Origin of the sequence: Pseudomonas sp. MD330_10, assembly GCF_042610415.1 — a bacterium.
Classification (GTDB): Bacteria; Pseudomonadota; Gammaproteobacteria; order Pseudomonadales; family Pseudomonadaceae; genus Aquipseudomonas; species Aquipseudomonas rhodesiae.
In genome coordinates this window covers 200208-219125 of sequence record NZ_JBHGZU010000002.1, presented here as the reverse complement: position 1 = coordinate 219125, position 18918 = coordinate 200208, and the positions used below count along the sequence as shown (strand labels likewise).

The 18918-nt window shown below is 62.3% G+C and carries 18 protein-coding genes; 12 read left to right on the top strand and 6 right to left on the bottom strand.

Going from position 1 to position 18918, the window contains the following annotated elements:
• Window positions 1-85 precede the first annotated feature (85 nt).
• Complete coding sequence (locus ACFZPT_RS04090) at window positions 86-1000, top strand: LysR family transcriptional regulator (protein ID WP_099312589.1); 915 nt, start codon at window positions 86-88, stop codon at window positions 998-1000.
• A gap of 90 nt (window positions 1001-1090) precedes the next feature.
• The gene (locus ACFZPT_RS04085; protein ID WP_167389878.1) at window positions 1091-1267 is read left to right on the top strand and encodes a hypothetical protein; all 177 of its coding nucleotides are present in this window, start codon (window positions 1091-1093) and stop codon (window positions 1265-1267) included.
• Here ACFZPT_RS04085 and ACFZPT_RS04080 read toward each other — a convergent pair.
• Window positions 1260-2135 (bottom strand): helix-turn-helix domain-containing protein, encoded by an 876-nt coding sequence (locus ACFZPT_RS04080; RefSeq protein ID WP_034096432.1) that lies wholly within the window; start codon window positions 2133-2135, stop codon window positions 1260-1262. The two genes, ACFZPT_RS04085 and ACFZPT_RS04080, sit on opposite strands and share 8 nt — an antisense overlap.
• 189 nt (window positions 2136-2324) lie before the next feature.
• On the opposite strand from ACFZPT_RS04080, the gene pobA reads away from it, so the two are divergent.
• Together pobA and ACFZPT_RS04070 are read left to right on the top strand one after the other, a co-directional pair.
• Window positions 2325-3509, top strand: a complete 1185-nt coding sequence (gene pobA / locus ACFZPT_RS04075; RefSeq protein ID WP_177449830.1) for a 4-hydroxybenzoate 3-monooxygenase — start codon at window positions 2325-2327, stop codon at window positions 3507-3509.
• 129 nt (window positions 3510-3638) lie between these two features.
• Window positions 3639-5090, top strand: a complete 1452-nt coding sequence (locus tag ACFZPT_RS04070; protein WP_236217527.1) for an MDR family MFS transporter — start codon at window positions 3639-3641, stop codon at window positions 5088-5090.
• A 69-nt stretch (window positions 5091-5159) separates the two neighbouring features.
• Here the strand turns inward: ACFZPT_RS04070 and ACFZPT_RS04065 are convergent, their stop codons facing one another.
• Together ACFZPT_RS04065 and ACFZPT_RS04060 are read right to left on the bottom strand one after the other, a co-directional pair.
• Complete coding sequence (locus tag ACFZPT_RS04065) at window positions 5160-5999, bottom strand: cache domain-containing protein (protein WP_099312585.1); 840 nt, start codon at window positions 5997-5999, stop codon at window positions 5160-5162.
• Between the two features lie 50 nt (window positions 6000-6049).
• Window positions 6050-6823: a transporter substrate-binding domain-containing protein gene (locus ACFZPT_RS04060; RefSeq protein WP_034096435.1), complete on the bottom strand. Its 774-nt coding sequence runs from the start codon at window positions 6821-6823 to the stop codon at window positions 6050-6052.
• 365 nt (window positions 6824-7188) lie between these two features.
• Here ACFZPT_RS04060 and ACFZPT_RS04055 point away from each other — a divergent pair, with 365 nt between their 5' ends.
• The 6 genes from ACFZPT_RS04055 to ACFZPT_RS04030 all read left to right on the top strand — a co-directional run bounded on the left by ACFZPT_RS04055 (window position 7189) and on the right by ACFZPT_RS04030 (window position 15409).
• A complete protein-coding gene (locus ACFZPT_RS04055; RefSeq protein WP_099312582.1) occupies window positions 7189-8559 on the top strand; it encodes a glutamine synthetase family protein in 1371 nt (456 codons plus the stop codon).
• 99 nt (window positions 8560-8658) lie between these two features.
• Window positions 8659-9255, top strand: a complete 597-nt coding sequence (locus tag ACFZPT_RS04050; RefSeq protein WP_034096437.1) for a class I SAM-dependent methyltransferase — start codon at window positions 8659-8661, stop codon at window positions 9253-9255.
• Between the two features lie 125 nt (window positions 9256-9380).
• The gene (gene rnd, locus ACFZPT_RS04045) at window positions 9381-10514 is read left to right on the top strand and encodes a ribonuclease D (RefSeq protein WP_034096438.1); all 1134 of its coding nucleotides are present in this window, start codon (window positions 9381-9383) and stop codon (window positions 10512-10514) included.
• Window positions 10511-10804, top strand: a complete 294-nt coding sequence (locus ACFZPT_RS04040; protein WP_034096439.1) for a YcgL domain-containing protein — start codon at window positions 10511-10513, stop codon at window positions 10802-10804. Before rnd ends, ACFZPT_RS04040 begins: the two co-directional genes overlap by 4 nt.
• A gap of 105 nt (window positions 10805-10909) precedes the next feature.
• Entirely contained in the window at window positions 10910-11842 is a 933-nt protein-coding gene (locus tag ACFZPT_RS04035) for a D-2-hydroxyacid dehydrogenase (RefSeq protein ID WP_034112423.1), read from the top strand.
• Between the two features lie 144 nt (window positions 11843-11986).
• Window positions 11987-15409, top strand: coding sequence for a hypothetical protein (locus ACFZPT_RS04030; protein ID WP_143506460.1), 3423 nt, complete (start codon window positions 11987-11989; stop codon window positions 15407-15409).
• Between the two features lie 79 nt (window positions 15410-15488).
• Here ACFZPT_RS04030 and ACFZPT_RS04025 read toward each other — a convergent pair whose 3' ends face one another.
• On the bottom strand, window positions 15489-16073 hold the full coding sequence (locus tag ACFZPT_RS04025) for a nitroreductase family protein (RefSeq protein WP_034112427.1): 585 nt from the start codon (window positions 16071-16073) through the stop codon (window positions 15489-15491).
• Window positions 16074-16227: 154 nt separating this feature from the next.
• Here ACFZPT_RS04025 and ACFZPT_RS04020 point away from each other — a divergent pair, with 154 nt between their 5' ends.
• A complete protein-coding gene (locus ACFZPT_RS04020) occupies window positions 16228-16677 on the top strand; it encodes a YcgN family cysteine cluster protein (protein WP_034096443.1) in 450 nt (149 codons plus the stop codon).
• A gap of 11 nt (window positions 16678-16688) precedes the next feature.
• The gene (locus ACFZPT_RS04015) at window positions 16689-17909 is read left to right on the top strand and encodes a hypothetical protein (protein WP_099312576.1); all 1221 of its coding nucleotides are present in this window, start codon (window positions 16689-16691) and stop codon (window positions 17907-17909) included.
• Between the two features lie 86 nt (window positions 17910-17995).
• On the opposite strand, the gene ACFZPT_RS04010 is transcribed toward ACFZPT_RS04015, so the two are convergent.
• Window positions 17996-18346, bottom strand: a complete 351-nt coding sequence (locus tag ACFZPT_RS04010; RefSeq protein WP_034112432.1) for a DUF2892 domain-containing protein — start codon at window positions 18344-18346, stop codon at window positions 17996-17998.
• A 67-nt stretch (window positions 18347-18413) separates the two neighbouring features.
• The gene (locus ACFZPT_RS04005; protein ID WP_034096446.1) at window positions 18414-18881 is read right to left on the bottom strand and encodes an RNA methyltransferase; all 468 of its coding nucleotides are present in this window, start codon (window positions 18879-18881) and stop codon (window positions 18414-18416) included.
• Window positions 18882-18918: the final 37 nt, after the last annotated feature.

Genomic DNA, 18918 nt, shown 5'->3' with positions numbered 1-18918 from the left:
CAAAGAATGCACAGAGCTTAGTTGCACCAAACCAGACTAAAAATGCGATGCTGGAACATAGTTTGTTTCTAAAAGCGGACAGATCATGGATCGTCTTCAAGCAATGCGTGTGTTTGTCACCGTGGTCGACCTGGGCAGCCAATCCGCCGCCGCCGATCATTTGGACCTGTCGCGTCCGGTGGTATCGCGCTACCTGGCCGAGTTGGAGGATTGGGTCGGCGCGCGCCTGCTGCACCGCACCACGCGCAAGCTCAGCCTCACGGCGGCCGGCAGCGAAACTCTGCCCCGTTGCCGGCAAATGCTGGAGTTGAGTGCCGATATGCAGGCCGCCGTCAGCGAACCGGACGATGCGCCCCGTGGCCTGCTGCGCCTGAGTGTGAGTACCTCGTTCGGCCAGGCGCAACTGGCCGAGGCCATCGCCGAGTACGTCAAGCGCTACCCGTTGGTAACGGTCGATCTGCAGATGCTTGATCGCACCGTCAACCTGGTGGATGAGCGCATCGATTTGGCGATCCGCATGAGCAACGACCTGGACCCCAACCTGATCGCCCGGCGGCTTACGGTTTGCCGCTCGGTGGTGTGCGCCACCCCGGCGTACTTGCGTGAGCATGCGGCGCCGCACAACGTCGAGGACCTGGCGCGACACAACTGCCTGACCCACTCGTATTTCGGTAAGAGCTTGTGGCATTTCGAAGAGCGGGGCGAACCTGTCTCTGTGCCGGTGAGTGGCACCATCACCGCCAACGAGGCGAGCACTCTGCTGCGTGTCACTCTGGCCAGCGCCGGAGTGGCGATGCTGCCCAGCTATCAGGCCGGGGATTACATCCGCCGTGGCGAACTGGTGCGCCTGCTGCCAAGCGCCGAACCCCGGCAGATGAACATCTATGCGGTCTACGCGTCGCGCAAGCACATGCCTTCGGCGCTGCGCAGCCTGCTGGATTTTCTGGTGTTGCGCTTTCCCGAAGAGCCGGCGTGGGATGAGGGTTTATACGCGACATAAACGGGTTGAATGGCGTCCAATAATGGCATCCTGCCCCGGCTGACCTATGCTTTAAACAGCACCGTGTATATCTGTGCAGAGGTCAGTGCCATGAGCATCAAAACCCGCAAGTACCTGATGATTTTCGCCCTTAGCGCGCTGGCCAGTGCGCTCTACGGGACGGCCGCCTACCGCGTCGAGCAGACCCGCATGCAGCCGACCTTTGCGATCAGTTGCCATCAGGATCAGTGCATTCCCCACAGCGGCAGTTTCAGCGCGCTCAGGTAGGCTGCTGCGCTTTTAACTGTTCACGAAACGCCTTGGGTGAAAACCCGACCCGGCGGCGAAACAGCCGCGAGAAATTGGTCGGGTCGGAAAAACCCAACACCTCCGACATCTCATTGATGGTCATGCTGGTGTACGTCAGCAGGCGCTTGGCTTCCAGCAACTGGCGGTCATGCATGATCTGCAGCGCGGGCTGCCCGGCCAATTCGCGGCAGGTACCGTTCAGGTGCGACACCGAGATCCCCAGTTTGTGGGCCAGGTCCTCGATTTTGGGATGCTCGCGGTAGTGCTGTTCCACCAGTTGAGTGAAGCGTCGGAAATACTCACGACCCCGTGGTGCCCGTGGATGGCGGCGCTGGATCGCCTGGCGGCTGACCCACACCAGCAGCACGCTGACCAGGGCGTGCATCAGCATGTCCCTTGCCGGTTGCTCATCGGCGTATTCATCCTGCAGGCGCGCGAACAAGCTATTGAGGTAATCGCTGTCCTTGCCCGCTGGGTAATTGCCCAATGTCTGCAAGGCATCGACCGTGGAACCCAGTTGCGCCTGCATGTGGTCCACCAAGGGCGCGGCGAGGGTCACCACATAGCCTTCGACATCTTCACTGAAGCGAAACCCGTGCACGCACAGCGGCGGCAGGACCTGCAGCGTGGCTTCGTTGAGCGTGGTGCGCTGACCTTCGATCTCCAGCTGGGCCTGGCCTTTGTGCACATACAGCAACTGGCACAGATCCGCGTGCCGGTGGGGCTGGATCTCCCACTGGTATTCCCGACTGCGCCGGGAAATGGTTTCGCAGTGCAACAAATCGGGCGTCGGCCATTGCTGGCTTTCCCCGTAAAGCTTGAAGACCGGAATCGCGGTTTTGGTCATGGTTTCAATCCGATACTCAGGATAGGGGTGCGGTAATCGCCCCGATTGGTAAAAAGCGCAGGCTTTGGCGCAGTTTTCACCTTCTTATGCCGTGCACTCAAGTGAAAAATGTCAGCTACAAGATCAATGACAACTCTTTCACTCAATCCGTTCGAGTGGAACTTGCGGGCGATAAAAATAATGAAAACGCTGAATACCCAAGTCGCCATTATCGGCGCCGGTCCGTCCGGACTGTTGCTCGGTCAGTTGCTGCACAACGCCGGCATCCAGACCGTGATCCTTGAGCGTCAGAGCGCCGATTACGTGGCGGGGCGCATCCGCGCCGGGGTGCTGGAGCAGGGCATGGTTGACCTGCTGCGCGAGGCCGGTGTGAGCCAGCGCATGGATCGCGAAGGCCTGGTGCACGACGGTTTCGCGCTGGCGCTCGACGGTCAACTGACCCCTATCGATCTCAAGGCGTTGACCGGCGGCCAATCGGTGATGGTTTACGGCCAGACCGAAGTCACCCGCGACCTGATGGCCGCGCGCGCGGAAGCGGGCGCCACCACCCTGTATGAAGTGCGCGACGTACAGCCCCATGACCTCAAAAGTGATCGACCTTGGCTCACCTTCGAACACCAGGGCCAAGCGCTCCGGCTGGAGTGCGATTACATCGCCGGTTGCGACGGTTTTCACGGCGTGGCACGTCAGTCGATTCCGCCTGAGTCATTGACCATCTTTGAACGGGTCTACCCCTTCGGTTGGCTGGGCATCCTCGCCGACACACCGCCGGTGCACGAGGAACTGGTGTACGCCAAGCACCCTCGCGGGTTCGCCTTGTGCAGCATGCGGTCGCCGACCCGCAGCCGCTATTACCTGCAAGTGCCGGCGGACGAAGACCTGGAGCAATGGTCGGATGCGCGCTTCTGGGAGGAGCTCAAACGGCGCCTGCCCCCGGCATTGGCCGAGCAACTGGTGACTGGGCCGTCCATCGAAAAAAGCATCGCCCCGCTGCGCAGCTTTGTGGTGGAACCGATGCAGTACGGGCGCTTGTTCCTGCTCGGCGACGCCGCCCATATCGTGCCGCCCACCGGGGCCAAGGGCTTGAACCTGGCGGCCAGTGACGTGAGTACGTTATTCAGGATCTTGCTTAAGGTTTACCGCGAAGGCCGCGTGGATTTGTTGGAGCGCTATTCCGCCATTTGCCTGCGCCGCGTGTGGAAGGCCGAGCGGTTTTCCTGGTGGATGACCTCCATGCTGCATACATTCGCCGAGGCCGATGGCTTCAGCCAACGCATTGCCCAAAGCGAGTTGGAGTATTTCGTCGGCTCCGAAGCCGGGCGCAAAACCATCGCAGAAAATTACGTCGGACTTCCTTACGAGGCTATTGAATAGCCTGCTATCGTATTGCGCATTGCCGTGGGCGCCTTTCCCACGGCCTTGCTCGAAGGTTCCTGCGTGACTCAGCTTAATCACTCCACCCCACCTGTTCCCGCCGTGCGCAGTATTCTGATTGCGCTGATGATGGCCATCTTTCTAGGCGCCCTCGACCAGACCATCGTTGCGGTGTCCATGCCCGCCATCTCGGCGCGCTTCCACGACGTCAACCTGCTGGCCTGGGTGATTTCCGGTTACATGGTGGCGATGACGGTGGCGGTGCCGATCTACGGCAAGCTCGGCGACCTGTACGGGCGTCGGCCGATGATGCTGATCGGCATGGGGCTGTTCACCCTGGCCTCGCTGTTGTGCGGCATGGCGCAAAGCATGGAACAACTGGTACTGGCGCGGGTACTGCAGGGGATCGGCGCCGGGGGCATGATCTCGGTGAGCCAGGCGATCATCGGCGACATCATCCCGCCTCGCGAGCGCGGGCGTTATCAGGGCTATTTCAGCAGCATGTATGCGGTGGCCAGCGTAGCCGGGCCGGTGTTGGGCGGCTACATGACCGAGTACTTGTCGTGGCGCTGGGTGTTTCTGATCAATTTGCCCCTGGGCGCCGGTGCCTGGTACGTGGCCCATCGCACCCTGGTGGGGCTACCGGTGCCGCAACGCAAGCCGATCATCGATTACCTCGGCACTGTGCTGATGATCGTGGGCCTGACCGCGTTGCTGCTGGGCATCACCGAAATCGGCCAGGGCCATTCGTGGCGCGATTCGCAGGTGTTGGGGCTGCTGGGCGGTGCGCTGGTGGTGCTGACGCTGTTCGTGTGGCATGAACGCCGCGCGCGCGAACCGCTGCTGCCGATGCATCTGTTTGCCAACGCCAGCGCGGTGCTGTGCTGGTGCACGATTTTTTTCACCAGTTTCCAGGCGATTTCCCTGACGGTGCTGATGCCCCTGCGCTTTCAGACGGTGACCGGCGCCGGTGCCGACAGCGCCGCTCTGCATCTGCTTCCTTTGGCCATGGGCCTGCCGATCGGTGCTTACTGCGCTGGGCGCCGCACGTCGGTGACCGGGCGCTACAAACCGATGATCCTCAGCGGTGCGCTGTTGAGCCCGCTGGCGATCCTCGGCATGGCCTACAGCGCGCCGCAGGCGGTGGGGTTGACGGCGGTGTTTATGCTGCTGTGCGGGATCGCCGCCGGCATGCAGTTCCCCACCTCCCTGGTGGGCGCGCAGAACTCGGTGGCACAGCCGGATATTGGTGTGGCCACCAGCACCACCAACCTGTTCCGCTCCCTGGGCGGCGCGGTGGGGGTGGCCTGTATGTCGGCGCTGCTGCTGGCGTTGCTACAGGATTCCAGTTTCGCTCACCTGGCCAGCGGCGCACTGGTGGCCGAGGGTGCGTCCGGCAACGTGCTGCTCGACGGCCTCAACGCCGCCCCCGGCCCGGCGCAAGACGCCCTGCGCGCGGAACTGGCGGTCACCTTCCGGCATTTGCTGATGGTGAGTGCGGCGGTGTCGTTGCTGGGGCTAGCGGCCGCCGTGGCCATGCCTGATCGCATACTGCGCGGGCGTGAGGATAAGGCGAAGTAACGAGAACCCTGAACGACAAACTGTGGGAAGGCTTAGTCCCTCCCACACTTGCATGCAGTCCAATTCAAATCACGGGCTGTAGTAGCCCACCGCAACCATGAAATGCCCGGCCTTGCGCACATACGCATGCTTGTTCTCGACCTTGCCGGTCACCGGGCTTTTCCAGCGGTATTTGTATTCGCCCTGATCTTGCTCCGTCATCAGCTTAAGCATCGGCTCGCCCACCGGTTTGCCGTCCGGGTCCTTGATCTTGCTGAAGTCGGTGTTGATCAGCCGCAATGTCGTACCGTGGGCCACGTAGCGGTGGGTATTGAGGTCGACCACAAATACATACAGGTCATCCTGTAGAAAACCACCCTGCAGTGAGTTGATCGCCTTGAGTGTGCCGGTCTCGTCCTTGAGTAACGCGTTCACCGCTTTATTGCGCAGCGCCCGCGCTTGTTCCGGCGTGGCCCTTGGCAGGTAGTAGCCCACCGCCAGGATGCGTTCGCCGACGCGCTGGTAGAACACATGTTTGTGCTCGACCTTGCCGTCGTTCCAGTTCTGCCAACGATAGTCAGCCTGCTGGATCCCCTGGCCTTCCGGCACCTTGAGCGCTTGCTTGAATGACTCGCGCAGGTCCGGCCCGAGCACCTCGGACACATCGCGGCCGATCAACGCCGAAGACGGGCCGCCACTGGCCAGCAACACGCCTTTGGTGTCCACCACGAACACATAGCGGTCATGGTCGACGAACTCGCCCTGGCGGCTGAACGCGGCGAACGCCTTGTCGCCATTGCTCTGGTAATAAACCAGGGCTTTTTCCAGCAGCGCCTTGGCTGCCTGGGCGTCTTCATCCCGAGCGGTATCGGCATGCACCTGACTGAAACCCAACAGCAGCAACCAAGTGATGCGCAGCAGTCCCTTCATGAGCCAATCCTCGTTCTTGTTGATGTGAGCACAGCGTAGACGCCTATGGCTCAGGGCGCCGCCAGCCATTGATCGACGATGCCTTGGTACACCCCGGTGGCCACACTCAGGTGCAACCATTGGTCGACATAGCTTTTCCACGCCACGTCATCGCGGGGCAGCAGGAAGGCTTTTTCGCTGTACTGCATCTGCTTGTCCGGGTTGACCGCGCACAGCCCCGGCTTGAGTTTCTGCTGGAAGCGCGCCTCGCTGGCATCGGTGATCATCACGTCGGCCTTGCCCGCCAGCAACTCGTCGAAAATCGTCACGTTGTCATGCAGGCGAATCTGCGCTTTGCCCAAATGCGTGCGGGCGAACACTTCGTTGGTCCCGCCCGCCGGTTCGATCACCCGCACCTGGGGCTGATTGATCTGCTCGACGCTCTGGTAACGCTGCACGTCGGCGCAGCGCACCAGCGGGATCTTGCCGTCGACCCCGAGGGACTGGCTGAAAAAGGCTTTTTTCTGGCGCTCCAACGACACTGAAATGCCGCCCACCGCGATATCGCAGCGTTGGGCCAGGAAGTCTGGCATCAGGGTTTTCCAAGTGGTGGGCACCCATTGGATCTTGGCGTTGAGGCTCTTGGCCAGGGATTCGGCCATGGCAATGTCGATGCCTTCGTAGCCGCCATCGGCGCGCAGGGAGGTGTAGGGCTTGTAGTCGCCGGTGGTGCACACGCTGAGGGTGCCACGCTGCAACACTTCATCGAGGCGCGACGGGGCGGTGTCGGCCAGAGCCGGCGCGGCCAGGCTGGCCAATACACCGAGGGCTAAAAGAGCTTTCATGCAGTCGCGTCCTTGGGGCGGGGTCGGGCGGCCATTATTTCCAGCGCGGGGCAGGGTGGCAAGGCGTGACGATTGTTTAGTCGGGCTGCAACCATACTCCGCCAACCGTGAATTTAACCGGCGCTCGCGGCATGTGAGGCTGGCGCGCATCCCATCAGTGTGATTCGCCCATGGCCGCTTCCCCCGACGCCCACCTCGCGACACTGCCGTCCGCGCTGGCGTTCTGGGCGCTGTTCCATTGCCGCCACGCGCGCCCGCCGGATACCGCTCTCCTACGTTGATTGGCCCATTGGATGACGCACGCCTGTGCCCATCTGCCCGGCGGCGCCCGCGCGCCTGCCAGACCCACACGTATGAGAGCCCCCATGAGTGTTTTCGCCAGCCTGCACGAAGCCCAGTCTTTTCTTGAACACAACCCGGATATCGAACTGTTCGAGCTGTTTATCCTCGACAACAACGGTGTGCCCCGCGGCAAGCTGCTGCACCGCGATGAACTGCTGGCGGTGTATGAAAGCGGCCGCCCGCTGCCCAGTACCATCCTCGGCCTGACCATCAACGGCGACGACGTGGAAAACTCCGGGCTGGTTTGGGAGGTCGGCGATATCGACTGCCGCGCCTACCCGATCAGCGGCAGTTTGCAGCGTATGCCGTGGCGGTTGATCCCCACGGCGGCGGTGCAGGTCAGCATGCACCCCAGCGAAGGCCTGCCTGCCACCGTGGCCGACCCGCGCCAGGTGCTGGGCAAGGTGATCGACGCACTCAAGGCCGACGGCTATTACCCGGTGATGGCGGCCGAGCTGGAGTTCTACCTGCTCGATCAGAAACCCGACAGTCATGGCCGCCCGCAACCGGCGCTGGATCAGGACGGCGGCCGGCCGCGCGCGACCCAGGTCTACGGCCTGCGGGAACTGGAGCAGATCGAACCCTTCCTCGCCGACCTCTACAGCGCCTGCAAACTGCAAGGCATTCCGGCGCGCACGGCGATTTCCGAATACGCCCCGGGGCAGGTCGAGATCACCCTGGAGCACCGCTCCGACGCCCTGCAGGCCATGGACGAAGCGGTGCGCTACAAGCGCCTGGTCAAGGGCGTCGCACACAAACACGGCATGGCCGCCTGTTTTATGGCCAAACCGTTCGACGACCTGGCAGGCACCGGGCTGCATATGCACGTCAGCCTGGCGGATGCCGAAGGCCGCAATTTATTTGCCAGCGCCGCCGCCGATGGCACGCCGCTGTTGCGCCACGCGGTGGGCGGCATGCTCAGCACCTTGCTGGATTCGCTGCTGATGTTCTGCCCCAACGCCAACTCCTACCGGCGCTTCCAGGCCAACAGCTACGCGCCGTTGGCCGCCACCTGGGGGGTGGACAACCGTACCGTCAGCCTGCGTATTCCCGGCGGGCCAGCGCCCTCGCGGCATATCGAACACCGCATCTGCGGCGCCGACGCCAACCCATACCTGGCCGCCGCCGCGATCCTGGCCGGCATTCATCGCGGCATTCGCGAGCAGCGCGACCCCGGCGCCCCGGTGGAAGGCAACGGTTACGCCCAGGCCAAAGAGCGGTTGCCCACCGACTGGCTCACCACCCTGCGCGCACTGGAAGGGTCGCATTGGGCGCGGGAAGCGTTCGGGCCTGAGTTTCTCGGCGTGTACCTGGCGGTCAAGCGCGCCGAATACCGCCAGTTCATGGGGCAAGTCGGTGAACAGGACTGGCGCTGGTATTTGCATCAAGCATGACGGGATTAACGGTAGTGTCTTCGACCTTTTTTTCACGTTGCCGCCGTTAAGCTGCCAATCAAGGTCGTTCACTACCGTTTCACCCAGATGAGCCCATAGATGTCGTCACAACCTCCATCCTCCATCGAGATTGAATACGCCGAACGCTGTGGCCGTGAACACGCCCGGGTCTGCGGCGATACGCGCCCGCCAGGGCTGCGCCGGCGTCTGGTGGCGTGGCGCGACGCCTGGCTGGTGCGCCAGGCGTTGAAAGTGGCCGGTGAGCCGGGGCTGATCCTCGACCTGGCCTGCGGCTCGGGGCGGTTTTGGCCGGTGCTGGCCGAGCACGTCAACCGGGTGATTCTGGCCTCGGATAATTCCCAGGCCATGCTCGACCATGCTCGCACCCACTACCCGGCGTCGTTGCTCAAGCGCGTCAAGACGTTCCAGGGGTCGGCGTTTTCCATTGGCTTGTCGGAAAACGCGGTGGATTGCATCTTCTGCCTGGAATTGTTTCGTCATGTGCCCAACAGCGAAGGGCGCCTGGCGCTGCTGCGCGAGTTTCATCGGGTCAGTCGCGACACCGTGATTGTTTCGGTCAACTCCCGCGCCGTCGTCGAGGCAGAGTTCCGTCAGGCGGGGTTCAACGTGCTGCATCATCAGGAATTCGTGCCGGGCTCGGCGGTATGGCGAGTCTACGTACTGCGTAAGAGATGATAACTCCCATCTGTCGGACTATTCTTCAACTCCTGTCTGAGTTTTCATGATCGGCTGTGCACTGTGGATGCTCGCAAGCCTCTTGCGCGATATATACTGCGCGCCATTCTTCAAGGGAGAGCCGTGTGGCCATCGATATTCACTGGATCTGCGACAACGATAGCCTCGGCCAGCATTGCGCCGAATGGCAGCAGTTGCCATTCGTCGCCCTCGACACCGAATTCATGCGGGTCGATACCTTTTACCCCATTGCCGGGCTGATCCAGATCGGTGATGGCGTTCGCGCCTACCTGATCGATCCCCTGACCATCGACAACTGGCAACCCCTGGCCGCCTTGCTGGAAAACCCAGCCGTGATCAAGGTGGTGCATGCCTGCAGCGAAGACCTCGAAGTACTGTTGCGCCTGACCGGCAGCCTGCCGGTGCCGTTGTTCGACACCCAACTGGCAGCGGCTTACCTGAACCTCGGGTTCTCCATGGGCTATTCGCGTCTGGTGCAAGCCGTGCTGGATATCGAGCTGCCCAAGGGCGAAACCCGCTCGGACTGGCTGCAGCGGCCATTGTCCGAAACCCAGATCAGCTACGCCGCCGAAGACGCGGTGCACTTGGCCGAGGTCTACACACGCTTGCGCCCACGGCTGTCGGACGACAAATACGCCTGGGTATTGGAGGACGGTGCCGAACTGGTGGCCAACCTGCGCCGCGAAGTCGACCCGTATGAGGTGTACCGCGAGGCCAAGCTGGCGTGGAAACTGTCCCGCGCGCAACTGGCCGTATTGCGTGAGCTGTGCGCCTGGCGCGAGCAACAGGCCCGTGCCCGTGACCTGCCGCGCAACCGCATCATTCGTGAACATTCGCTCTGGCCCCTGGCCAAGTCCCAGCCGGATAACCTCGCCGCCCTGGGCAAGATCGAAGACATGCACCCGCGCACTGTGCGCCAGGACGGCCAGTTCCTGCTGGATCTGATCAAGCGTGCCGGCAGTGTGCCCGCCGATCAATGGCCGCCGGCCATCGCCGAACCGTTGCCGGTGGACGCCGCCGCGCTGATCAAGCAACTGCGCGCACTCGGCCAGGCCGAAGCTGAACGCCTGGACATGGCGCCGGAGCTGATGCTGCGCAAGAAAACCCTCGAAGCCCTGGTTAAAAGCGGCTACCCCGATGGGCCTTACCAATTGCCAGACTCGCTGCGTGGCTGGCGCCGTGAGTTGATGGGCCAGGCGCTGCTCGACAGCCTGGCCACTGCCGGAGAACAGCCTTGAAACGTATTTGCTCCATCTACCGCAGCCCCAAACGCGCCGGCATGTACCTGTACGTGCTCAAGAGCGATGCCCTCGAACGCGTACCCGAAGGTTTGGTGAGCGTATTCGGCAAACCGGTGCATGCCTTCGACCTGGTGCTGACGCCCGAGCGCAAGCTGCAACAGGAAGACATCCACCAGGTACTGGAAAACCTCGACAAGCAGGGTTACCACCTGCAAATGCCGCCGGCCGAGGACGAGTACATCGAACACTTGCCCGAAGAGCTGCTGCGTCGCAATGACCCGATGTGATCGGTAGGTGCCCTGTCCGGGCACATTTTCAATGAAATCGTATGAGTTGGCGGTGGCCGTAAGGATGCGGGCGGCCGTCTGCACTGTTTTTGAAAGGTTTGAACCATGCGTGTTCTGATTGCTGAACAGGATCACCCGCTCTATGCGCGACTGCTGCGCGAAGCCGCGCCGGACCTGGAGGTGCTGACCAGCGGCGACTCCGCCGAGTTATCGCGCCTGGCCGCCGATTGCCCGGTGTGGCTGGGCCAGCCGGACCTGCTGGCGACGCTGTTACGCCAGGGCCATCAGCCGCAATGGCTGCAATCGACCTGGGCCGGCATCACGCCACTGTTGGCCGACGGCTTGCCGCGCAACTATCGCCTGACCCGTGCGGTAGGCATCTATGGCCAGGTGATGGCTGAGTTTGTGCTCACCTATATGCTTGGCCACGAGCGTGAAGTGCTGGCACGTCTGGTCAGCCAGGTCGAGCGCAAGTGGGACAACCGCATGGGCCAGAGCCTGGCGGGGCGCACGGTGCTGATCGTCGGCTGCGGCGATATCGGCCAAAGCGTGGCGCAGTTTCTGCTGCCGTTCGGCGTCAAGTTGTACGGCATCGCCAGCACTGCGCGGGAGCAGGCGCCGTTTATCGAAGTGGCCGGCCTGGACCAACTGGGGCGCTTGGTGGGGGAGGCCGACTACGTGATCAACCTGCTGCCGAACACGCCCAACACCCACGACCTGTACGACGCGGCGCTGTTCAAGCAATTCAAGCCGACCGGGCTGTTTATCAACGTCGGGCGCGGCGTGGCGGTGGTCGATGCCGACCTGGTCGAAGCCCTCAAGGAAGGGCATCTGGCGGGCGCGGTGATCGACGTCTGTCGCCAGGAACCGTTGCCGCAGCGCCACCCGTTCTGGACCGCCTGGGGCCTGTTGTTGACCGGGCACAGTTCGGCACCGACCTCGCCGCCGATGATGGTGGATTTGTTTATCGAAAATTTACGCGCGTATCAGGCCAGTGTGCCCTTGCGCGGCGCCGTGAGTTTCGACCGCGGCTATTGAATACACAGGGTCGCGGCCGTTCGGCCATGCGGCGGTCGAGGGTGGGGCTCACGGAGTTTAAAAACGTCTGCTCACACTCAGTCGATTTCGCCGTTTACCGCCCTGTGTGAGGCTGGCGCTCTTTGCCAAAAAGAGTGCCCGCCCATGCTCAGTTCCGGTGCCGTTTCCTCATCTTCTGGCGTTACTCCGTTATTCCCCGCGCCGGCTGCCGACGCGGTCATTCCCCCGTCCCAGGTACCGGCGGCGTTGCCCACCGCCAATGCTCACCTGCGCACGGCGTTGGGCGACCGGCATAACTGGAAAGTCCTCGGGCAACAGCTCGCAGCCATGGCGCCCCGGCTTGGCCCGGCGGCCACGCCACAGGCTGTGCAGGCTGCGTTGCGGCAGACGCGGATGGACCTGCATCCCGACTCCTCAAGCCTTGCGCAGCTCGGTGCCGCCCCAACACTTGAGGCTTTTATCCAGGCCAACGGTCTGCGCCTGCCGGCCAGGTTCTTTCACCTGACAAGCCTGGCGGACGCGGTCAGCGAGCGCGCCCTGGCGCATCCCTTGGGTAATTTCGGCGGTGGCCTGTCCTGGCCTGTTGCGCTGACGAGCGATGCACAGCGCATGTTGCTGCGCGCCGCCACCGACTATGCCGCGCGTCACCCGAATAATCCCCAGGCGGGCCCCAGTGCAGGGGGGCTGGAGTACCTCAACGGCAACCGTCCGCTCCCCAGCGATGCCGCCGACGATCCGGCGAAGGCGCTGCAAATGCTGGTCGGTTCCGCCCGTGGCCAGGCACTGGGCCAGGCCATGCAGCAACAGTTAAATGGCATCGCCACCGACACCAGCGTCAACGATTACACGCTGGCGGCCATCAACGTGGTGCTCGATCCCCAATCGGTCGCCGCACCCCGTCGCAATACAGTCGCAGGCTTCGATTTGGCTCAGCCGCGCTACTGGGGCAGGCCCATCACCGAGATACGCGCCGGGCTGAAGCAGCATTTGGTGGACAGCGGCCAGACCAGCGCCGGCATGGCCAATGTGGGCGCCTACGCGCTACTGGCCCGCAACGCCCCGCAGCTTCTGGTGAAGGATCTGCCTGACAACGTGACCTTTGGCAGTCCGGCCTGGGTCAGCCTGTCGATTGCGGCGGCAACCATCGAGGCCCAGGCGCCGGGTTCAGTGCCGAATATGACGTTTGCCCAGGTCATGCTCCAGGCCAAGCGTGCCGCCATGGCCGATCCGCTGGTCACCCAACACGCCCAGAGTGCCGCTTTGCTGGATTGGGGCGTGGTCAACGGCGTGGTGTCGGCCAAACCCGACGAGCGCTACACCCCAGCCGAGATCGAGCGGGTCAGAACCGCTTTCAATCGCCAGATGGATGAGCGTGTGCAGGCCTCCAGCCTGATGGAAACCGAGCTGCCGAACCGCAAGGAGATTGCGTTGGCCAAGCTCAAGGAACGGTTCGGCGAGGGCCTGCCCTTCGAGGCCAAGCGCCTGAGCGTCAAAGACCCGAGGCCCGGATTCGACCAGCCACTGTACGACCCGAACCGCGCGCCAGCGGGCCTGCACTCAATGCTCGATATTGCCATGGGCGGGTTGCACAACTACGCCTGGGAAACCCGCGACCCACGCCTGAGCAACGCGATCAAGGGCAAGTCCCTGAAGCTGGACGCCCATGGGGTTTTCAATAACCAACTCAACCAGGCAATCGCTGCGCGCAAGCAGGGCATAGGCACGACGATTAAACACCTGGTGGCGCAATTGCCCTTGGCTGATCGACAAAACCTCGAATATGGAAAACTCGAGTTTTTCCAGAACCATACATACGCGCTGGGGCTGGGCTTGACCGGTAGGACCCTGGAGCACAAGAACCCCACGCTACTGATCAAGGCCACCCGGCCCCATGGCGTCAGCGTCTACGCCCTGGATCTGAAGCAATGCGCTATTAGAACGATGCCGGCTTCGGTGCTGACCCGCGAGCGTGAGCGCGAGGCCAACCGGGTCTTCCCTATCGAACCCTTCACACCGCGGCATAACAGCGGTGCTGCGCCGAATCGGGTAGAGCAGGCCGTTCCGTCAAGTTTTGAGAGTGCGCGAACACAGTTCATCGCCGACGCCTTTGTCGAACATTTGGATATCGACAATGACGAAGCGGTCAAGCAGGCCAAGGGCGTCACGACCTACGATCGGCAGATGGAAAACGAATGGAAGCTGGCGGATTTTTTCCTGAATCTGGTGCCGCTCAGGTCAGCGATCGGCAATTTTAAGCAGGGCAATTACCTGGATGGCGCATTGGATCTGGGGATGGATGTCTTCGGTTTTGTCACCGCCGGCGCAGGGGCCTCAACCAAGTTGGCTAAGGTGGGCGCCACGGCGGCGTCTGCTGGGGGCAAGGCGTTGAAGGTGGCCAGGATCATCGGCACTACCGCAATCGGTGCATTCAACCCGGCCAGTGGCCTGGGCGATTTGATCGGTCAAGGCGCGGGGTTGATCCGTCGGGGTGGCAGTTACCTGCTGGGCAAGGCGTTGAGCGGGGTCAACCAGCTCAAGGGCGCCGCCGGCAGCTATGACCTGTTGAAGACGGTCAGCAAGCAGTACGACGCAGCGGCAACCGGCACGTTCAAGGTGGCGGGCCAGGCCGTTGAGGGGGGCGCGGTACTTAATAACGGTCGTTGGTATGCCTTTGATGTCGACCACCTGCGCCCATATGGGCCCCCGCTGGAGGAGTTCACCGCGCAGACCAAAGCGGTAGGCGGGGCCTTGACCAGCGTAAGACGCGATCCGGGTAGCGAGCTGAGTAACCGACTCCTGAAGCAGTACAGCGTGCCCGAATCCAGGATTGCCGGGCTTACGCGCAACAGTCGAGGGGTTTATACGGGAGTGGATGGCCATCTGTCCTTTATCCGCCAAACCGACAGCACCGGTGCAACCGCTGTGTATGAGGTTCGGCAAGTTACCCGTACCCAAGACGGTGCGGTGCAGGCGAGGATTTACCACAACAATCGCCAGACGCCGGTGATGGTGCAGCATGTCGAAGGCGACCAGTGGCTGCGGTTGGGCGCGCGCGGCGGTAATCCACCTACGGTTGCCGAGGATCTCGGGCCCATCATCGGCGCAGGTGGCGAAGGCACAATTTACGAAAGCCTTGACGGCAAGAGTGTCTATAAAGAGTTCGTTGATCCCGTCCGTGGCTATATCCCCAGCTATGTGCAGATAGAAACTGACTGCCTGAACACCTATTACGGCGCCGGCTTTGCAACGGCGATTATCGAAGGCGAGCAGGCCTATATAAAAATGGGCAAGTTGGATGGCGTCGCGCTCAGCACCGTCGGCGGCCGCAGCTTGCCGCCGCAGGCCAGCACCTTACTGGAGGACGCACTGCGGCGAATGGAGGAAAAAGGCATCTATCACCAGGACTTGCAGCTCAAGAACTTCCTGTATTCGGCCCGCGATAAAGTGGTGTATCCGGTGGATATCCAATCGATGCCGGCGGAGTTCGTGGTCGGCCCCGTTCTGGATGCCTACAACGACATGAAGAGCACCTTGCTTTGGCAGTTCAGTGGGTTGGTTGGCTCATGACACGACGGGGGCTGGCGTAGGTTTGAGCCCAGGTGGCGTCACAGCATGCCCTGCCGTTTGAGCGGCAGGGCGTACGGCCTTACAGGCTGAAATCACCTTCGGATACCAACTCGCTCAACGGCCGGCGCGGGCTCGGTGTTTCGCGGCCTTGCAGGTATTCCGGCAGACTCGATTTGTCGCCCAGCTTGCCCACGGCCACCGCCGCATGCAGTGCGAAACCCTCGGGAATCTTCAACTCTTTGCGGGTCAGTTCCTGATCGAAACCGGCCATGCCATGGGTGTACCAACCGCTGAGGCTGGCTTGCAGTGCCAGATGGCCCCAGGCCGAGCCGGTGTCGAAGGTGTGCCACAGCGCCGGGGTTTCCTCGCTGGCGCCAGGGGCAATGAAGTCGGTTTTCGAGGCGATGATCACCAGTGCCGAGGCATGCTGTGCCCAGCCGCGATTGAATTCATTGAGCAGGCCCAGGAAACGCTTCCAGTCCGGCGTGTCGCGGCGTGCGTAGAGAAAGCGCCACGGCTGCGAGTTGTAGGCCGATGGCGCCCAGCGTGCGGCCTCGAAGAAACTCAACAAGGTCTCCTTCGGGATGCTCTCGCCGGTAAACGCGCGGGGCGACCAGCGTTCGGTGAACTGGGGATGGATCGGGTAGTCGGCAACGCGGGTCATGGGCGGGTTCCTGATGGTCAATTCGGCGCTCCAAGCTACTGCGCGCCCGCTAGACTGACAAGTCTTGCAACACCGCCAGTCGTAAGCGCTTGGCCCCGAGGGGCGAGGGCACTAGACTGGCGGCCTTTTCACAGACCGATACCGATGCAGACCCATGGCCGCCAAAGTCGAACCCTTCTGGATACGCAAAACCCTCGATCAACTCGACCAGGAGGAATGGGAGTCGTTGTGCGACGGCTGTGGCTTGTGCTGCCTGCAAAAGCTTGAAGACGAAGATGACAACAGCGTTTATTACACGCGCATCGCCTGCAAGTTGCTGGACCTGAAAACCTGCCAGTGCACCGACTACCCCAACCGCCGCGCCTCGGTGCCGGACTGTATCCAACTCACGCCAGGCCAGGCCGACCAGTTCAAGTGGCTGCCGCCCACCTGCGGCTATCGCCTGGTGAGTGAGCGCAAGGATTTGCCGCTTTGGCACCATCTCGTCTGCGGTGACCGCGACGCCGTGCACCATGAACGTATTTCCCAGTCCGGGCGCATGCTCAGCGAAGGCAGCGTGCCCGAAGACGACTGGGAGGATTACCTGATTTTTCGCGCTGGCTGAGGGGAGTGTGTATGACAGTTGCAGCCAAGTGGGCAGCAGGCCTGGTGATGCTGGCCATCAGCGGCGCGGCGTGGAGCGCCAGGAAAGTCGACCTGGACTACCACGTCAAACTGTTGCCGCAGACCGAACAGGCCGAGGTGCGTATTAGCCTGTCCCAAGGCTCGGCGGTGCGTGGTCTGGATTTCGATTTGGGCAGCGGCGGCGACTACAGCGACTTCAAGGCTGAAGGGCAGTGGAAAGTCACCGGTCATCGTGGCCTGTGGCAGCCCGGCGCGGACAAAGCCAGCCTGACCTACCGGGTCCGCCTTACGCATACACGCAAGCCGGGTGTGTATGACACGCGGTTCACGCCGAGCTGGGCGGTGTTTCGCGGCGAGGATCTGGTGCCGCCCGCGCGGCTCGATCAGCAGGACGGGGTTGAGTTGGTCTCGCGCCTGGTGTTCGACCTGCCGGCCGGCTGGAAGAGCGTCGAAACCGCCTGGCCACGGATCGGTAAGAATAAATTCCGTATCGACAATGTCTCGCGCCTGTTCGACCGTCCCACTGGCTGGATGCTCGCCGGCAATCTGGGCAGTCGTCGCGTGCGCCTGGGGGAGACCGATGTCACCGTGGCGTCGCCCAAGGGGCAGGCCATGCGGCGCATGGATGTGCTGACGCTGCTGACTTTTGTCTGGCCGCAAGTGGAAGCGGCATTCCCGCGCCACCCGGCGAAACTGCTGGTGGTGGGCGCCAGTGATCCGATGCGCCGAGGTGCGTTCGCGGCGCGTGACTCGATCTTTCTCAACAGCCGCACGCCGTTGGTCAGCGAAAACGGCAGCAGCCCGTTGTTGCGCGAGGTGGTGCAGGCGATTGGTCGCTTCAATGACCATGACACCAGCGACTGGATCAGCGAAGGGTTGGCAGAGTTTTACGCCATCGAATTGCTGCGCCGTGGCGGTGGTATCACCGATGAGCGCTACGCGGCGATTCAGGCGCGGCTGACCAAGGAAGGCAAGGACGTGACCAGCCTGCGCGGCGAACATGTCAGCGGTGCGACGGTTTCCCGGGCGGTACTGGTGATGCAGGAGCTGGATCGCGAGATCCGCGTGAAAACCCACAACAAGCGCTCACTGGATGACTTGGCACAAGCAGTGATGCGCGCCGATAGCATCACCACCGCGGAGTTTGTGCAGTTGGCCGGGAGCATCATCGGCGAATCGTCGGTAGTGCTCGACTCCAAGCTTTTACGCTGATCCTCAGCCCTGCACGCACAAATCCAAACGTGGGAGTGGGCAATCCCCCTCCCACATTTGAATCTCCACTATGTCGAAGAGCTGTATCAGCCGGCAGTCTTAACTGCTTTCTCCGCCGCCACTTCGGCACGGGTCTTGAGGTTCTTCAACTCTTCACCGGCGCGCTCGATCTTTGTGCGCACGGCGTTCATTTCCTGGCGGCCTTGCTCCAGTTTGTCCTTGAGCGAGCTGTGCCCGGTGAAGCCGCGCGCCAGGGCGACGCCGCCGATTGCCACTTGGATCAGGCCGAAAATCCCGCCGCGGCGCAGGCCTTTGCCGACCATCACGACGCCACCGGCCACGGAGCCGATGCGCTCCCAGCCGTGTACGTTTTGGGTGGGCTGAGTCTGGAACGGCGTGTGTTCGATGACAGGGCGCAAGGTTTTGCTGTCGCTCATGATCTCTCTCCAACAAGGGCAAGTGTCTGCAACTGACTGCTCGCAGACGCTGGATGTTCCGAAAAAATCAGTACTTGGGGCCCGAACGGGTGTTGTTGCCCTTGGCCAAACGGTCGTAAAGCACCACGTTGACCGTGGCGGCGAGGTTCATGCAGCCGGTGGTGGGGATGTACACCACGTCTTCGCACCAGTCGCGGATGTCTTTATCCAGGGAGCCGTCTTCCGGGCCGAAGATATACAGCGCGCGGTCCGGATGGGTGTACTCGGGCAACGGGCGGGCACCGTCCACCAGTTCCACGGCCACCGGAATGCAGCCCAGCGGCAGGATTTTTTTCAGGTCATCGATGCCGATCAGCGGGATGTCGTGATGGACCTTCTTGGTGTCGGTGATGAAGTCCCGGGCGCGCTCGTAACGCACGCCGGTGTAAAACACCGAGGCCACGCCATAGCAGCCGGCGGCACGCATCACCGAACCGACGTTTTCCGGGGATTTGGGGTTATACAGACCGATGCAGCTGTAGCGTTTATTGCCCACGGGGAAGGGTGCCTTGAAGAAAAGCGGTGATTATACG

What these genes read in the sequence shown, in the direction of transcription:
- ACFZPT_RS04010 (WP_034112432.1), bottom strand. Translation starts at nt 18,346, where the DNA reads ATGAGCGACAGCAAAACCTTGCGCCCTGTCATCGAACACACGCCGTTC.
- ACFZPT_RS04060 (WP_034096435.1), bottom strand. Translation starts at nt 6,823, where the DNA reads ATGAAAGCTCTTTTAGCCCTCGGTGTATTGGCCAGCCTGGCCGCGCCG.
- ACFZPT_RS04070 (WP_236217527.1), top strand. Translation starts at nt 3,639, where the DNA reads ATGGCCATCTTTCTAGGCGCCCTCGACCAGACCATCGTTGCGGTGTCC.
- ACFZPT_RS04035 (WP_034112423.1), top strand. Translation starts at nt 10,910, where the DNA reads ATGCGTGTTCTGATTGCTGAACAGGATCACCCGCTCTATGCGCGACTG.
- ACFZPT_RS04050 (WP_034096437.1), top strand. Translation starts at nt 8,659, where the DNA reads ATGTCGTCACAACCTCCATCCTCCATCGAGATTGAATACGCCGAACGC.
- ACFZPT_RS04080 (WP_034096432.1), bottom strand. Translation starts at nt 2,135, where the DNA reads ATGACCAAAACCGCGATTCCGGTCTTCAAGCTTTACGGGGAAAGCCAG.
- ACFZPT_RS04015 (WP_099312576.1), top strand. Translation starts at nt 16,689, where the DNA reads ATGACAGTTGCAGCCAAGTGGGCAGCAGGCCTGGTGATGCTGGCCATC.
- ACFZPT_RS04020 (WP_034096443.1), top strand. Translation starts at nt 16,228, where the DNA reads ATGGCCGCCAAAGTCGAACCCTTCTGGATACGCAAAACCCTCGATCAA.
- ACFZPT_RS04025 (WP_034112427.1), bottom strand. Translation starts at nt 16,073, where the DNA reads ATGACCCGCGTTGCCGACTACCCGATCCATCCCCAGTTCACCGAACGC.
- ACFZPT_RS04085 (WP_167389878.1), top strand. Translation starts at nt 1,091, where the DNA reads ATGAGCATCAAAACCCGCAAGTACCTGATGATTTTCGCCCTTAGCGCG.
- ACFZPT_RS04065 (WP_099312585.1), bottom strand. Translation starts at nt 5,999, where the DNA reads ATGAAGGGACTGCTGCGCATCACTTGGTTGCTGCTGTTGGGTTTCAGT.
- ACFZPT_RS04090 (WP_099312589.1), top strand. Translation starts at nt 86, where the DNA reads ATGGATCGTCTTCAAGCAATGCGTGTGTTTGTCACCGTGGTCGACCTG.
- ACFZPT_RS04055 (WP_099312582.1), top strand. Translation starts at nt 7,189, where the DNA reads ATGAGTGTTTTCGCCAGCCTGCACGAAGCCCAGTCTTTTCTTGAACAC.
- ACFZPT_RS04030 (WP_143506460.1), top strand. Translation starts at nt 11,987, where the DNA reads ATGCTCAGTTCCGGTGCCGTTTCCTCATCTTCTGGCGTTACTCCGTTA.